The following is a 15070-nucleotide window of genomic DNA, read 5'->3' as shown; positions in this document are numbered from 1 at the left end:
AACTAAACCAAAAGCAGACATTGTAAAGTCAGAACTAGAGCATACTATGACGACTGCATCAGAAATGGCTAAAGCTGCGCCATCACCTTCCGAACAAGCAAAACCAGAGTTAGCTCAAGAAAGTTTGGCGAGCATGGCGGAAGCGATCGAGTCAAAATCAAGCAACGAAAGAATTAAAGCGCTGGTTGATAAACCATTGATGTCAGATTTATTGGGAATACTGAAACAAGAAGATTATTTAGATGAGTTTGATAATATTCGTATCTCCTTAGCTTCGCCAGAAATGATTCGCACTTGGTCTTATGGTGAAGTCAAAAAACCTGAGACCATTAATTACCGTACTTTCAAACCTGAAAGAGATGGTTTGTTTTGCGCAAAAATCTTTGGCCCGATTAAAGATTATGAATGCTTATGTGGTAAATACAAACGGCTTAAACATCGCGGTGTGATTTGTGAGAAATGTGGTGTCGAAGTGGCATTGACGAAAGTACGACGTGAGCGTATGGGTCATGTCGAACTGGCAAGTCCAGTCGCCCATATTTGGTTTTTAAAGTCCCTACCTTCACGTATCGGTTTATTACTCGATATGACCTTACGCGATATAGAACGCGTTCTATATTTTGAAGCATTTGTGGTTATTGAGCCCGGTATGACGACTTTGGAACGTGGTCAGCTTTTAACCGATGAGCAATACTTAGAAGCTATTGAGGAACATGGTGACGAATTTGATGCGCGTATGGGTGCTGAAGCGATACAGCAATTACTGATTACGTTGAATCTGAAGGAAGAAATTAATACCTTACGTGAAGAGATTCCTAATACCAGTTCAGAAACCAAATTAAAAAAATTCTCTAAACGCTTAAAACTGCTGGAAGGATTTGATCAATCCGGCAATAAACCGGAATGGATGGTTTTAACGGTACTACCGGTACTACCGCCGGATTTACGTCCTTTAGTTCCTTTAGATGGCGGACGCTTTGCGACATCGGATCTGAATGATCTCTATCGTCGTGTGATCAATCGTAATAATCGTCTAAAACGTTTACTCGATCTGAATGCACCCGATATTATTGTGCGTAATGAAAAACGTATGTTGCAAGAATCGGTAGATGCCTTGTTGGATAATGGTCGTCGTGGTCGAGCTATTACCGGCAGTAATAAACGACCCTTGAAATCTTTGGCGGATATGATCAAAGGTAAACAAGGTCGGTTTAGGCAAAATTTATTAGGTAAACGTGTCGATTATTCAGGTCGTTCGGTCATCGTAGTCGGTCCTACCTTAAAGCTGCATCAATGTGGTTTACCGAAAAAAATGGCTTTAGAATTATTTAAGCCTTTCATTTTAAGTAAATTACAATTCCGCGGCTTAGCGTCTACGATTAAGGCCGCTAAGAAAATGGTAGAAAATGAATCGCCTGAAGTTTGGGATATTCTTGAAGATGTGATCCGCGAACATCCGGTTTTATTAAACCGAGCACCCACATTGCATCGTTTAGGTATTCAGGCATTCGAGCCTATTTTAGTCGAAGGCAAGGCTATCCAATTGCATCCTCTGGTTTGTACCGCATACAACGCCGACTTTGACGGTGACCAAATGGCAGTACACGTGCCATTGACCATCGAAGCGCAGTTAGAAGCGCGTACGTTGATGATGTCGACTAATAACATTTTATCTCCTGCGAATGGCGAGCCGATTATCCTTCCGACTCAGGATGTCGTTTTAGGACTTTATTATTTAACACGCGACAAAATCAATGCCAAAGGAGAAGGTTTAATTTGTTCCGATGTTAACGATGTCCGCCAGCTATATGATGCAGGCTATGCCGATTTGCACGCCAAGATTAAAGCTAGAATAACTGAAGTGTTATTCGATGCGAAAGGTGAACGTAAAGAATCAATCAAACTAATCGATACCACAGTTGGTAGAGCGTTATTACGCGAAACGTTACCAGACGGTTTACCCTTTTCTTTAATTAATAAAACGCTGAATAAAAAAGCAATATTAAGTCTTATTAATGAATGTTATCGACGTTTAGGTTTGAAGGCGACGGTTATTTTTGCTGATAAATTGATGTATACCGGTTTTGGTTATGCTACACGTGCGGGTATTTCGGTCGGGATTGAAGATTTGATCATTCCTGAAAGTAAAGCAGCTATTATTGCCGGTGCTGAAACCGAAGTAAAAGAAATTGAATCTCAATACGCTTCAGGTTTAGTGACACAAGGGGAACGTTATAACAAGGTTGTTGATATTTGGTCGCGTACTAATGACCAAGTTGCTAAAGCGATGATGGAAAAATTAGCGACAGAGAATGTAAAAGCCGCGGATGGTAAGATCGTATCACAAGAGTCATTTAATCCTGTGTACATGATGGCAGACTCAGGCGCTCGGGGTTCACCCGCGCAAATGCGTCAGTTAGCCGGTATGCGAGGTTTGATGACTAAACCGGACGGTACCATTATTGAGACACCGATTACGGCTAACTTCCGTGAAGGTTTAGATGTATTACAATACTTTATTTCTACGCACGGTGCGCGTAAAGGTTTGGCAGATACGGCGCTTAAGACGGCTAATTCCGGTTACCTGACACGACGTTTGGTTGACGTAGCGCAGGATATGGTTGTTACTGAAAATGACTGTGGAGCGACCTTAGGTATCGCTATTACTCCCCACGTTGAAGGTGGAGAAATTATGGTGCCATTACGAGAACGTGTTTTAGGTCGTGTGCTCGCAGAAGATGTCAGCTTGCCAGGCAGTGATGATATCGTGGTGAATAGGGGAACTTTATTAGATGAAGATTGGGTTAATATCTTAGAAGAGCGAGCTGTGGATCAAGTGAATGTGCGCTCGCCAATTACTTGTGAAGCTAAATATGGTATCTGTGCTGCTTGTTATGGTCGTGACCTAGCGCGCGGGCATTTAGTAGGTATCGGTGAATCAGTCGGTGTTATCGCTGCTCAATCGATAGGAGAACCGGGTACACAGCTAACCATGCGTACCTTCCATATCGGTGGAGCGGCTTCCCAGGTGGCTTTAGCTAATCATATCCAAGTAAAGTCTAAGGGTCGCATTAAATTGCATAATATAAAACTCGTTAAACACAATGATGGACATTATGTGACTGTCTCACGTTCCGGTGAGTTAACGCTGTTGGATCCGCAAGGTCGCGAAAGAGAGCGTTACAAACTACCTTATGGTGCTGCCATTAAAGTTTCTGATGGCACTGAAGTGGTACCAGGTCAATTAATCGCTCAATGGGATCCACATACACATCCAGTTGTCACTGAAGTTGCCGGTTATGTTAAATTTATTGACTTAATCGATGGTATCACCATGAATCGACAAACCGATGAACTCACCGGTTTAACCAGTATTGTCGTCATGGATTCCAAACAACGTGGCTCAGGAGGTAAGGAATTGCGTCCTATGGTACGACTGACCGATAAAGAAGGGAATGATCTGTTCTTACCGGGTACCCGTTTACCAGCGCATTATTTCTTGCCGATTAATGCTATTTTGAGCTTGGAAGATGGTGCTGCGGTGGGCGTAGGTGACATCGTTGCACGTATTCCACAAGAAACTTCAAAAACGCGCGATATTACCGGTGGTTTACCTCGTGTAGCGGATCTTTTTGAAGCGCGTAAGCCTAAAGAGCCTGCTATCTTGGCGGAAATTTCCGGTATCATTAGTTTTGGTAAAGAAACTAAAGGTAAAAGACGTTTAGTGATTACAGGTAATAACGGTGAAGCGTTTGAAGCGTTAATTCCTAAATGGCGTCATGTGACGGTTTTTGAAGGTGAACACGTAGAACGAGGTGAAATTGTTGCCGATGGACCTTTAAATCCACATGATATCTTACGTTTATTAGGGATTAATGCGCTAACTAATTATATCGTCAGTGAAGTACAAGAAGTTTATCGATTACAAGGTGTGAAGATCAATGATAAACACATTGAAGTTATCGTTCGTCAAATGCTACGTAAAGTAAACATTCTTGATTCTGGTGAAAGCCGCTATTTAAAAGGCGAGCAATTGGAAGAATCACGTCTCAAAGAAGAAAATAAGAAGTTGATTGCTGAAAATAAATTACCTGCACGCTTTGAAGCGGTATTGTTAGGTATTACTAAAGCTTCTTTAGCGACAGACTCTTTTATATCAGCTGCATCATTCCAAGAAACAACGCGCGTATTAACTGAAGCGGCGGTTACTGGAAAACGTGATGAGCTGAAAGGATTGAAGGAAAATGTGATTGTTGGTCGCTTAATTCCTGCAGGGACTGGCTTTGCTTATCATGCTGAAGCTCGTCGTCAGCGCGCTGCTAATGTATTGGCAAGACAACAACGTTTAAGTGCAACAGCAGCAGCACCACAGATGACAGCGAGTGATGTAGAGCAAGCCTTGAGTCAGGCCTTATCTGAGCCTAAGAAAGATGATAAGTCATAATTTCTACCGTTAAGCTTTTTTTTCATAAAAAATGCACTTTACGGTGCATTTTTTAATCTTTTGCAATACAAAACTTACTGGTTTTTTAGCAAATAGCTAAAATTAGCACCAAAAAACCTGAGGCTTCATTTTTTGTTAATAATTTTCTGATTTAATCATAATATTGGATAAAGCATATTCTGGAGTGAGTAATCTAAAAGAAGAAATGGTGTTTTAATGGCTACTGTAAAACCTAGACCCAGTTTAAATGAGAATTTTATTCTGCGAGGACAGTCGTATAAAGCAGGTATGCTGTTGTTGGTAAGTTATTTAACTGAACAAGAATGGAAGTTGGCGAATAAATTTTCACCCCGATTAGATTTAATCACTGAACAAATCGATAGATTTTATAAAGATTATGAGAATGACCTTAAAAATAAGGAAATTTCTTTTAAAGCTGCTTACGCGCAACTTGAAAGCTTAATTGCATCCTATATTTCAATATTGGATTTTCACACAAGGTTGAGCGTTCCTTTTCAGTCATTGCGTGACGCGGAGCGTTGTGCAGTATGGCTGAAGGGTCGTGAAACTTTCGATACGCCGGTCTCTTTTGTAAGTGAAGATAGTCAACTAGCTTCCCTTGAGATAGTTCAAAGTGAAACTCCATGTACCGACAACGATATTTTGTTGCAGGAATATAGGGATGAATCTAAAACTTTCTGGCTTGTGTCATTACCTAAGTGGCAGCAAGATTTTATTAAGAAAAACGCAAAGGAACTCTCTAAACGATCGATACCTTCCTCACTGCGCAACGTCGCAGGCCTAGCTAATTTGTCGATGCATCGATGCCAAATTAAAGGTGTTGAAGTTTTACGTAATTTTCGCCATGCAACTCCTGCGCCGATTGATTTAATGGCAGAACAGTCGAGTGAGGAGTTAGTCCGTTTAACCTGTTTAAATTTAGCATCTCAGCTCAGATTGAGCTTAGACGAACAACTCAAGGCTTCAGGCAGCCTAAATCAACAAGAGCTTGTTATTTTAACTCAATCTCTTTTATCGCCCGGATCGGCCGCTACGTTCAAAGCCAAAAATTTTACAGATATGAGTGATAATGACACCCTGCTGTATGAGATGAAAGAGCGGATAGTCGAGCTTTTTCAATGGGCTTTAAACAATCCTAACAAGCAGATTACAGCTAAAGATGCAAAAATTAAAGCACTTTTTTTTACCGAAGAAGAGCAGTTAGAAACGCTCTATTACAAAGATTTTTTAGCCAAATTTGATCTGATGGTTAATTCTGATGGCTGTATTAAATATAAACAACATAAAGCAGTTAAAATAACTTTATTGTCGACTAATCACCCAGTTAATATATTACGGCATTTTGGTGTCCATCCCGATCAAACTAAGCGCAATGACTATAATACAGCACTATTACTAAATGCAGTTGGGCGTTATTTAAGCCCTTTATTGTTTAAAAAAAATAGTACCCATCCACCAGAACAATTTCCGGCATTATTAAACTACATTGAGGAAAGCGAACGATCTGAGGAGAAAAATTCAACGTTACGTAAGTTAATAAGCCAGCTTGATCTTTATGGGGGAAATAAAAATTTTTCCGTAAAAAAAGGTAAAAAAGAATTAATTAAAACTGTAGAAGATCTCTTAAAAAAAGATTCATTGGATAAAAACCTTGGATTAAAACAGGAAAATAAATTTGATAAAAATACCGTTCGACTATTGGATGCTTTGCAAGCTTTATTGACAATTCCAACTACGCAAGGGGTATTAACGGCGGATACAAGGCATTATCAGATGCTAATAAGTTCAGCTGAAATGCTTATTTTGAATTATATCGGTGGGATAGCTTGGGTGGCCTGTAAAAGTGGCAAAGATCGTACTGGTGGGGCATTAATTGCGAATGATGCAGCGGCAGCCTTTTATGAGCTAAAGGCAACACATCCTCGTCATGATAATGCAAAACAAGATAGAGCATTATATTTAGAATTATTGAAAGAGCTCGTTGAATCGGGTCACCATCAACAGGTGGCTACAGAAAATGCACCTGGGGCTGAGGGTTTAGTTAAATTTTCCAATTTTGCTCCTAGCGATTTAGCATTGGATGTGAAAAAGATTCAATTAGAAACTCAATTTGCGCGCTTAAATAAACCTAAAAATATAAAAAATTCGCATAAGAAACCTTTTAACCAGCAAATTTTAAAGGATGAGTTACTGCTTTTAAAAGGTAAAACAATCAATGTTGCACTGGGTCAAAATGTCACACTAGAAGATTGGCGCAGAAATTGGGAAATTTATTTTATCAACGGAATAAGTGTTAAGGAGTTACGAAATGGAGAGAAATTTAAAGACGAAAGCGATCTTTCCGAATTTATGGAAGCTTATCTATTTACTGAAATAGCAGACCAGGAGTTAAAAAAGCATTATTTGGCGTTGGCGCGCTATTCTTTTCATCAGGGTGGTTTTCCACATGCTTTTTCTTCGGTAAGTATGGCGTTAATTAATGACTGTTATCGGCAGAATGAGCAGAACGCTATTATTGGACAACCGAACATGAGGGTAAACTTGTCCTGGGTAGAGGGAAAGGGTATCCAAATTGAAGAGATTAATGCGTATAAAGAAAAAAAGTATTTTGATAAGAATGACCCCGAAAAAGTAGATTGTCAAACCTATTCTTGTATTTTGCTGAATCTTAATCCAGTTAAAGATAAAGGCTATAAATTAGCAATCAATATTCAAAGTGCCTACGTTAACTGTGCAGAAACTCTACTTAAAAGCGTATTTTTTTCAAAAAAAACCAATTTATTGGAAGCTTTTATACTTTTTTTACAGTCAATTTTAGTAGCCATTAAGCGTTGTTTTGATAAACTAGTCAAACCTTACCCTGTTCTAGATGAAGGTTGGATATCTAAAACTAACGCGACGTTTTTTAAAAAATCAACCGATACTACCAAGAATGAGACGATCGATGGCCTGCAATGTGAGTCCAGCCTCCCTGTTATCTTTCCTGATAAATCAACAGTGTGAGGAGGAGAGGGCGTAATCATTTATTTGGCGAGGCAAGAGAAGTCTTCATAGCGAGCATACCTTGTATAAGCCAACGGTGTATAAGATGTGAAGATTACAGTAGTAAACGATACTCACTTTAATTAAAATTTATTTTTTTCTAAATTTGTAAAGAAAAGATACAGAATTAGCTTAGAAAATAAGCCGAGAAAGCGATGTCGACACTTGACATCTTAGAGCGGTCTCTTTACAATCTCGCCCCTCTTCGTTCGATGAAGAAAGTATTTTTTGAGCTTACTGTAACGCCTGAAAATTTAGTGTAAACGCGAACAAAAGTTTGGTTTACATTAAAAAAAAGAAGTATTCAGATTAAATTTAAGCCACATTTTTAAGTAAAGAGATTACATGGCCACAATTAACCAGTTAGTACGAAAACCGCGTGTACAAAGACGCACTAAATCAATGGTGCCTGCGTTGGGTGAATGTCCGCAAAAACGCGGTGTTTGCACCCGTGTCTATACAGTTACACCTAAAAAGCCGAACTCAGCTTTACGTAAAGTAGCGCGGGTGCGTTTAACCAATGGGATGGAAGTAACGACGTATATCGGCGGTGAAGGCCATAATCTCCAGGAGCACTCGGTTATTCTGATGCGTGGCGGACGGGTAAAAGACTTACCCGGTGTTCGATATCACGTGGTGCGTGGCGCTTTAGATACCTCAGGGGTGTCCGGCCGAAAACAAGGGCGTTCTAAATATGGTACTAAAAGGCCTAAAGATAAATAATTAATAGCTAGGAATTGAGTTATGCCAAGAAGACGTGTTGCTGCTAAGAGGGTTATCCTCCCTGATCCTAAATTTAAAAGTGAGTTATTGAGTAAATTCATTAATTCAGTAATGAAAAATGGGAAAAAAGCTGTTGCGGAAAAAATCGTTTATGGCGCTTTAGAGCGATTGGATGCCCGATTAAGAGATAAGTCTAAAAAAGCAGACAGAGATGAAGAGACGGGCGGAGAAGGAACGGGTAAACAAGGTTTTGATGCAGATGCATTACTCGATATTTTTGACCAGGCGTTAGATAATATCCGGCCGAATGTAGAGGTGAGAGCCCGACGTGTGGGCGGCTCAACCTATCAGATTCCGGTTGAAGTGCGTCCATCACGACGTACTGCCTTAGCGATGCGTTGGCTTAAAGTGGCAGCGAGTCAGCGTAGCGAAAAGACTATGGCACAACGCTTGTCGGCAGAAATTTTAGATGCTTATGACAACAAAGGCATCGCAGTGAAGAAACGAGAAGATACGCACCGTATGGCTAAAGCTAACCAAGCTTTTGCTCATTTCCGGTTCGGCTGATTTTAAAAAATTTAAAAGGTACTGAGAGTGGATCGACAAACACCCATAGAACGCTATCGAAATATCGGTATTATTGCCCATATCGATGCGGGGAAGACAACAACAACAGAGCGTATTTTATTTTATACTGGTGTATCACATAAGCTTGGTGAGGTGCACGAGGGCACCGCCATTATGGATTGGATGGCTCAGGAACAAGAGCGCGGTATTACAATCACCTCGGCTGCGACCACCTGTTTTTGGGATGGTATGGCGCATCAATTCCCCCAGCATCGTATCAATATCATTGATACGCCTGGCCACGTTGATTTTACTATTGAGGTTGAACGTTCGCTGCGCGTTCTGGATGGAGCTTGTGTCGTTTTTTGTGCCGTGAGTGGTGTTGAGCCGCAATCTGAAACGGTATGGCGTCAAGCAAATAAATATCAAGTACCGCGTCTAGCTTTTGTAAATAAGATGGATAGAGCGGGCGCTAATTTCTTGCGTGTCGTTGAACAAATAGCCAAGCGTTTAGGTGGACGTCCTATTCCTATCCATATTCCGATAGGCGCAGAAGAAAAATTTGAAGGCGTCGTTGATTTAGTGCAAATGAAGGCTATTTACTGGGATGAAAGTACGCAGGGTATGCGTTTTGAGTATCGAGATATTCCCGAGGCTCTAAAAGCTGAGTGTGAAGCATGGCATGAAAAGCTGATTGAGACGGTCGCTGAAGCCTCTGAAGAAATGACAGAACGGTATCTCAATGGTGAAAAGTTTACTATCGAGGAAGTCAAGAAAGCTATCCGTTTATTGACCTTAGATAACAAGATTGTTCCAGTGCTGTGTGGTTCTGCCTTTAAGAATAAAGGTGTGCAGGCTATGTTGGATGCTGTTATTGAGTATCTACCGGCCCCTAATGATGTTGCAGCGATTAAAGGTGTTCTCGATGATGCAAACCAAACCGTTGCTGAGAGGCCGCCTCTTGATGACGCCCCTTTTGCAGCGCTTGCGTTTAAAATAGCGACTGACCCTTTTGTCGGTTCGTTAGTGTATTTTCGGGTCTATTCAGGCGTAGTAAAAAGTGGCGATGGTGTTTATAACCCAGTTAAAAGCAAAAAAGAGCGTATCGGGCGTATCGTGCAAATGCATGCTAATACGCGTGAAGAAATTAAAGAAGTTAGGGCAGGCGATATTGCTGCAGCGGTCGGGCTGAAATACACCACGACGGGTGATACACTTTCAGATCCAAATAATATTATTACCTTAGAGCGTATGGAGTTTCCTGAGCCGGTTATCTCCGTTGCGGTAGAGCCTAAAACCAAGGCAGATCAAGAGAAAATGTCTATTGCTTTGAGTAAGCTTGCGCAAGAAGATCCTTCTTTTCGTGTCCGAGTAGACGAAGAATCAGGTCAAACCATTATCTCTGGTATGGGTGAGTTGCATTTAGAGATTATTGTAGACCGAATGAAACGAGAATTCAGTGTCGAAGCCAATGTAGGTAAACCACAAGTCGCTTATCGAGAAACAATACGCAAAGCAGTTGAACAAGAAGGAAAATTTGTTCGTCAAAGTGGTGGTCGTGGTCAGTATGGTCATGTATGGATTAAGCTGGAGCCATTAGAAGCGGGTAAAGGTTACGAGTTTGAAAATGCTATTGTTGGTGGGGCTATTCCTAGAGAGTATATCCCAGCTGTTGATAAAGGAATAAAAGAGCAATTAGAAAATGGTGTGATAGCCGGCTATCCGGTTGTTGATGTTAAAGTAACACTTTTTGATGGTACTTATCATGATGTCGATTCCAGTGAAATGGCTTTCAAAATTGCAGGTTCAATGGCTTTTAAAGAAGGGGCACGTAAAGCCTCACCCGTATTGCTAGAGCCGATTATGAAAGTTGAAGTGGTGACACCTGAAGAGTATATGGGTGATGTTATGGGTGATTTGAATCGTCGCCGTGGTATTTTGCAGGGTATGGAAGATTTACCTGCCGGCGGCGGAAAAATGATACGTGCTGAAGTTCCATTATCGGAAATGTTCGGTTATGCCACTGACTTACGTTCAGCGACTCAAGGACGTGCTACCTATACGATGGAGTTTGGTAAATATAACGAAGCTCCCGCTAACGTTGCGGATGGTATTATTCGAAAGAAAGATGATAGTAAATAATTAATAGTTATTGAGGTAAAAATTATGGCCACTGGAAAGTTTGTACGAAATAAGCCCCACTTAAACGTGGGAACTATAGGCCACGTTGATCATGGTAAAACAACATTGACGGCAGCGATTACCAAATGTATGGCAGAAAAGTTTGGTGGTGAAGCGATTGCGTTTGACAAAATTGATAAAGCCCCTGAAGAAAAAGCACGTGGGATCACTATTTCGACCTCGCACGTAGAGTATGAAAGTGACAAACGTCACTATGCCCACGTTGACTGTCCTGGTCACGCTGATTATGTTAAAAACATGATCACTGGTGCAGCACAAATGGATGGTGCAATCCTCGTGGTGAGCGCAGCAGACGGTCCTATGCCACAAACACGTGAGCACATCTTATTAGCACGACAAGTAGGCGTGCCTAATATTGTTGTATTTATGAATAAATGTGACATGGTAGATGACCCAGAATTATTAGAATTAGTAGAAATGGAAATTAGAGAATTACTTTCTAAATATGAATTTCCAGGCGATGATATTCCTATTATTCGTGGATCGGCAAAGAAAGCATTAGAAGGCGATTGTGAAGGTGGTGGTGTTTATGCATTGGTTAAAGCGATGGATGAATATTTCCCAGAGCCTGTTCGTGATACTGATAAGCCATTCTTAATGCCTATCGAAGATGTATTTACCATTTCAGGTCGTGGAACAGTTGTAACTGGTCGTGTAGAACGTGGAATTGTAAAAGTTGGTGATGCTGTGCAGGTGGTGGGCTTACGAGCTGTACAAGATACCGCAGTGACCGGCGTGGAAATGTTCCGTAAGTTATTAGATCAAGGTGAAGCGGGCGACAACATTGGTGCGTTAATCAGAGGCTTAAAACGTGAAGACGTAGAGCGCGGACAAGTTTTAGCTAAGCCAGGTACAGTAGAAGCTTGGGTAGAATTTGAAGCGGAAATTTATGTGCTGACTAAGGAAGAAGGTGGTCGTCACACAGCATTCATGAATAACTATAAGCCCCAATTTTATTTCAGAACGACTGATGTAACCGGCACGATTAAACTTCCTGAAGGTTCAGAAATGGTTATGCCAGGTGATAACGTGAAGATTTCGGTAACGCTAATGAATGAGTACGGTGTTGCTATGGAACAAGGTTTACGTTTTGCTATTCGTGAAGGTGGAAAAACTGTAGGGTCTGGTGTTGTTTCTAAACTTATTAAAAAAGGTAAAAAGGCCTAGTGGTCAGTAGGAAATTTTATGTCTTTAAAAAGCCCAGATTTGCGTATTGTCTTACTTGCGTTTGACCATCGATTAATCGATGCAACAACAAAAGAAATAGTGAATTCATTGAAAAGAACAGGAGCTATTATCTCCCCGCTTCCTTTGCCGACCCATATAAAGAAGTGTACACTTAACACTTCACCTCATGTCGACAAAGATGCCCGGGATCAGTATGAAATACGTACTCATAAACGTTTAATAGACGTTTATGCTTCGACTGATAAAACAGTAGATGCACTCAAATATCTTGAAGCCTTACCTTCTAATGTTGAGATTCAGGTAAAAATTATGAGTGATAAAAAAGAAAAAAGTGAAAAGAAAGATAAGTAATTTCCTTAAAAGTATTAATTCAGTGTAGGTGTTTTTTATGACAATGGGTTTAATAGGTCGAAAATGTGGTATGACACAGATATTTGCTGAGAACGGTTCAGCAATACCTGTTACGCTCATTCAAATACTGCCTAATCGTATCGTTCAAATTAAAACGAAAGAGCGCGATGGATATAAATCTGTTCAAGTAACCACAGACAAAAAATCTTCTTCACGTCTAAATAAAGCTGAAGCAGGTCATTTTTCTAAGGCCAATGTTGAACCTGGGAAAGGTCTTTGGGAATTTCAATTAACTGACGATGATAGTGAATTTTTAAAGGATTTATCACTAGGAAAAGAGATTACAGTAGAACAATTATTTAAATTAGGCACATGGGTTGATGTAACTGGAACTAATAAAGGTAAAGGATTTGCCGGTGTCATTAAGCGACACCATTTTGCTACGCAAGATGCAACGCATGGTAATTCACTTTCACATCGTGCACCCGGTTCTATAGGTCAGCGTCAATCACCAGGTCGGGTATTCAAAGGGAAGAAAATGTGTGGACAGTTAGGAAATCACCGTTGCACTATTCAATCTCTAGAAGTAGTTAAGGTCGAACCTGAACGGAATTTGCTGCATATAAAAGGAGCGGTACCTGGAGCACCTGGTGGCCGAGTGATTGTTAAACCTGCAGTAAGAAAAAAGAATAAACGAAACCGAGGTTGATCTCTTAGTAGAGATTGATTTGCACTATAAATTTTTGGAATGGCTTTATGCAAGTGGCTTTAGTAACAAAGAATGGCTCGAATCAAGAACTGCAGTTGTCAGAAACTGTTTTCGGATGTCGATTTAATGAGCCTTTAGTCCATCAAGTTGTCACTGCTTACTTAGCAGGTGGACGGCAAGGTACGCGTGCGCAGAAAAATCGTGCTGCTGTAAGTGGTGGTGGAAAAAAACCTTGGAAGCAAAAGGGTATGGGTCGTGCAAGAGCAGGTACTATTCGTAGTCCGCTTTGGCGTAGTGGTGGTGTTACTTTTGCGGCAAGTACGCAAGATTTTTCACAAAAAGTAAATAAAAAAATGTATCGTGCAGCGATGCGATCCATTTGTTCAGAGCTTTTACGACAAGGAAGATTTATTGTTTTAGAATCGTTTGAACTCGAAAATGCTAAGACCCGTGATCTAGTTGCAAAACTACATGATCTCAAGATCGACCAAAAAGTTCTTATTGTTCTTGAAGAAGTTAATGAAAATATTTATTTAGCGGCAAGAAATGTACATAAAGTAGAATTAACTGACGTGGAAGCTATTAATCCAGTTAACTTAATTCATTATGAAAAGATATTAATCACAGCGCCTGCTTTAAAACAAATTGAGGAACTCTTAGCATGATGAACAGTGCCCTAACCCAGCAGTTGCGCCGATTTAAGCTTATTCAACGGCCACATTTATCAGAAAAATCTACGATGCTGGCGGATAAGCATCGGCAGTTCGTGTTTAAAGTATTAAAGAATGCAAATAAGTCAGAAATTAAACAAGCGGTAGAATCATTGTTTAATGTTAAAGTAAATGCCGTTCAACTTTTGAATGTAAAAGCCAAAGGTCGACGCTTTAAACAAGTTGAAGGTCAGTTAAAGGGCTGGAAAAAAGCTTATGTAAGCTTGAAAGAAGGTTATGACATCGATTTTACCGGAACAAAATAGAGAGAATTAAGTATTATGCCTAGTAAAAAAGCAAATCCTACCTCGCCAGGCCGACGCTTTGTCGTTGAGATATCCAAAGTAGGTCTACATAAAGGTAAGCCGCATAGTAGTTTATTAGCTCCAAAACCTAAAAAGGGCGGGCGCAATAATCAAGGCAGAATTACTACACGTCATCAAGGCGGGGGTCATAAGCAGCAGTATCGCTTAATAGACTTTAAACGTGATAAAGAAGGAATCAGCGGACGTGCTGAAAGGATAGAATACGATCCAAATCGTACTGCGCACATTGCCTTGATTCTATATCCAGATGGTGAGCGTCGTTATATTTTGGCTCCGAACGATCTCAAAGTTGGTATGCAAGTCAATGCTGGGCCGGAGGCTTTGATTCGGCCCGGAAACTCATTGCCTTTGCGCAATATCCCTGTTGGGACTGTATTGCACGCTATTGAACTGAAACCTGGTAAAGGAGCTCAATTGGCACGTAGTGCTGGTGCGTATGTACAGCTCATTGCACGTGAGGGAGATTATGCTACTATACGGCTGCGATCGGGAGAGCTACGAAAAGTACCTGTCGAATGTAAAGCGAGCATAGGTGTTGTCAGTAATAATGATCATAATCTGCGTTCGTTAGGGAAGGCAGGAGCATCCCGTTGGCGTGGAATTCGTCCTACCGTTAGAGGTGTGGCGATGAATCCGGTTGATCACCCGCATGGTGGTGGTGAAGGTAAAACTTCAGGTGGTCGACATCCAGTGAGTCCTACGGGTCTTCCAACCAAAGGTTATAAAACGCGCCGCAATAAACGCGATGCAAAAATGATTGTGCAACGACGTAAGAAGAAATAATTTA

General features: G+C 40.8%; 11 protein-coding genes. All 11 read left to right on the top strand.

Annotation, left to right across the window (positions count from 1 at the left end; translation table 11 throughout):
- Positions 1 to 199: 199 nt before the first annotated feature.
- The 11 genes from rpoC to rplB all read left to right on the top strand — a co-directional run bounded on the left by rpoC (position 200) and on the right by rplB (position 15066).
- A complete protein-coding gene (rpoC, locus tag AACL18_RS05815) occupies positions 200 to 4444 on the top strand; it encodes a DNA-directed RNA polymerase subunit beta' (RefSeq protein WP_339051624.1) in 4245 nt (1414 codons plus the stop codon).
- A gap of 216 nt (positions 4445 to 4660) precedes the next feature.
- Positions 4661 to 7468 (top strand): hypothetical protein, encoded by a 2808-nt coding sequence (locus tag AACL18_RS05810; protein ID WP_339049910.1) that lies wholly within the window; start codon positions 4661 to 4663, stop codon positions 7466 to 7468.
- 384 nt (positions 7469 to 7852) lie between these two features.
- A complete protein-coding gene (gene rpsL / locus AACL18_RS05805; protein ID WP_339049908.1) occupies positions 7853 to 8230 on the top strand; it encodes a 30S ribosomal protein S12 in 378 nt (125 codons plus the stop codon).
- A gap of 21 nt (positions 8231 to 8251) precedes the next feature.
- The gene (rpsG, locus tag AACL18_RS05800; RefSeq protein ID WP_339049905.1) at positions 8252 to 8797 is read left to right on the top strand and encodes a 30S ribosomal protein S7; all 546 of its coding nucleotides are present in this window, start codon (positions 8252 to 8254) and stop codon (positions 8795 to 8797) included.
- Between the two features lie 27 nt (positions 8798 to 8824).
- On the top strand, positions 8825 to 10939 hold the full coding sequence (gene fusA, locus AACL18_RS05795) for an elongation factor G (RefSeq protein ID WP_339049904.1): 2115 nt from the start codon (positions 8825 to 8827) through the stop codon (positions 10937 to 10939).
- 24 nt (positions 10940 to 10963) lie between these two features.
- Positions 10964 to 12166 (top strand): elongation factor Tu, encoded by a 1203-nt coding sequence (gene tuf, locus AACL18_RS05790; RefSeq protein ID WP_339049903.1) that lies wholly within the window; start codon positions 10964 to 10966, stop codon positions 12164 to 12166.
- Positions 12167 to 12184: 18 nt separating this feature from the next.
- Positions 12185 to 12538, top strand: a complete 354-nt coding sequence (rpsJ, locus tag AACL18_RS05785; protein ID WP_339049902.1) for a 30S ribosomal protein S10 — start codon at positions 12185 to 12187, stop codon at positions 12536 to 12538.
- Between the two features lie 37 nt (positions 12539 to 12575).
- Entirely contained in the window at positions 12576 to 13247 is a 672-nt protein-coding gene (rplC, locus tag AACL18_RS05780; protein WP_339049900.1) for a 50S ribosomal protein L3, read from the top strand.
- Between the two features lie 53 nt (positions 13248 to 13300).
- Positions 13301 to 13912, top strand: a complete 612-nt coding sequence (gene rplD / locus AACL18_RS05775) for a 50S ribosomal protein L4 (protein WP_339051623.1) — start codon at positions 13301 to 13303, stop codon at positions 13910 to 13912.
- Complete coding sequence (gene rplW / locus AACL18_RS05770; protein ID WP_422395878.1) at positions 13909 to 14223, top strand: 50S ribosomal protein L23; 315 nt, start codon at positions 13909 to 13911, stop codon at positions 14221 to 14223. Before rplD ends, rplW begins: the two co-directional genes overlap by 4 nt.
- 15 nt (positions 14224 to 14238) lie before the next feature.
- Positions 14239 to 15066, top strand: coding sequence for a 50S ribosomal protein L2 (gene rplB / locus AACL18_RS05765; protein ID WP_339049899.1), 828 nt, complete (start codon positions 14239 to 14241; stop codon positions 15064 to 15066).
- Positions 15067 to 15070 lie beyond the last annotated feature (4 nt).

Origin of the sequence: Rickettsiella endosymbiont of Xylota segnis (genome assembly GCF_964019545.1) — a bacterium.
Taxonomy (GTDB): Bacteria; Pseudomonadota; Gammaproteobacteria; order Diplorickettsiales; family Diplorickettsiaceae; genus Aquirickettsiella.
Note: the sequence above shows the minus strand (reverse complement) of the source record. Positions and strands in the feature narration are given on the sequence as shown.

Bases quoted from the DNA above. Each gene is read 5' to 3' on its own strand.
- rpoC (WP_339051624.1), top strand. From the start codon at position 200: ATGTCAGATTTATTGGGAATACTGAAACAAGAAGATTATTTAGATGAG.
- AACL18_RS05810 (WP_339049910.1), top strand. From the start codon at position 4,661: ATGGCTACTGTAAAACCTAGACCCAGTTTAAATGAGAATTTTATTCTG.
- rpsL (WP_339049908.1), top strand. From the start codon at position 7,853: ATGGCCACAATTAACCAGTTAGTACGAAAACCGCGTGTACAAAGACGC.
- rpsG (WP_339049905.1), top strand. From the start codon at position 8,252: ATGCCAAGAAGACGTGTTGCTGCTAAGAGGGTTATCCTCCCTGATCCT.
- tuf (WP_339049903.1), top strand. From the start codon at position 10,964: ATGGCCACTGGAAAGTTTGTACGAAATAAGCCCCACTTAAACGTGGGA.
- rpsJ (WP_339049902.1), top strand. From the start codon at position 12,185: ATGTCTTTAAAAAGCCCAGATTTGCGTATTGTCTTACTTGCGTTTGAC.
- rplC (WP_339049900.1), top strand. From the start codon at position 12,576: ATGACAATGGGTTTAATAGGTCGAAAATGTGGTATGACACAGATATTT.
- rplW (WP_422395878.1), top strand. From the start codon at position 13,909: ATGATGAACAGTGCCCTAACCCAGCAGTTGCGCCGATTTAAGCTTATT.
- rplB (WP_339049899.1), top strand. From the start codon at position 14,239: ATGCCTAGTAAAAAAGCAAATCCTACCTCGCCAGGCCGACGCTTTGTC.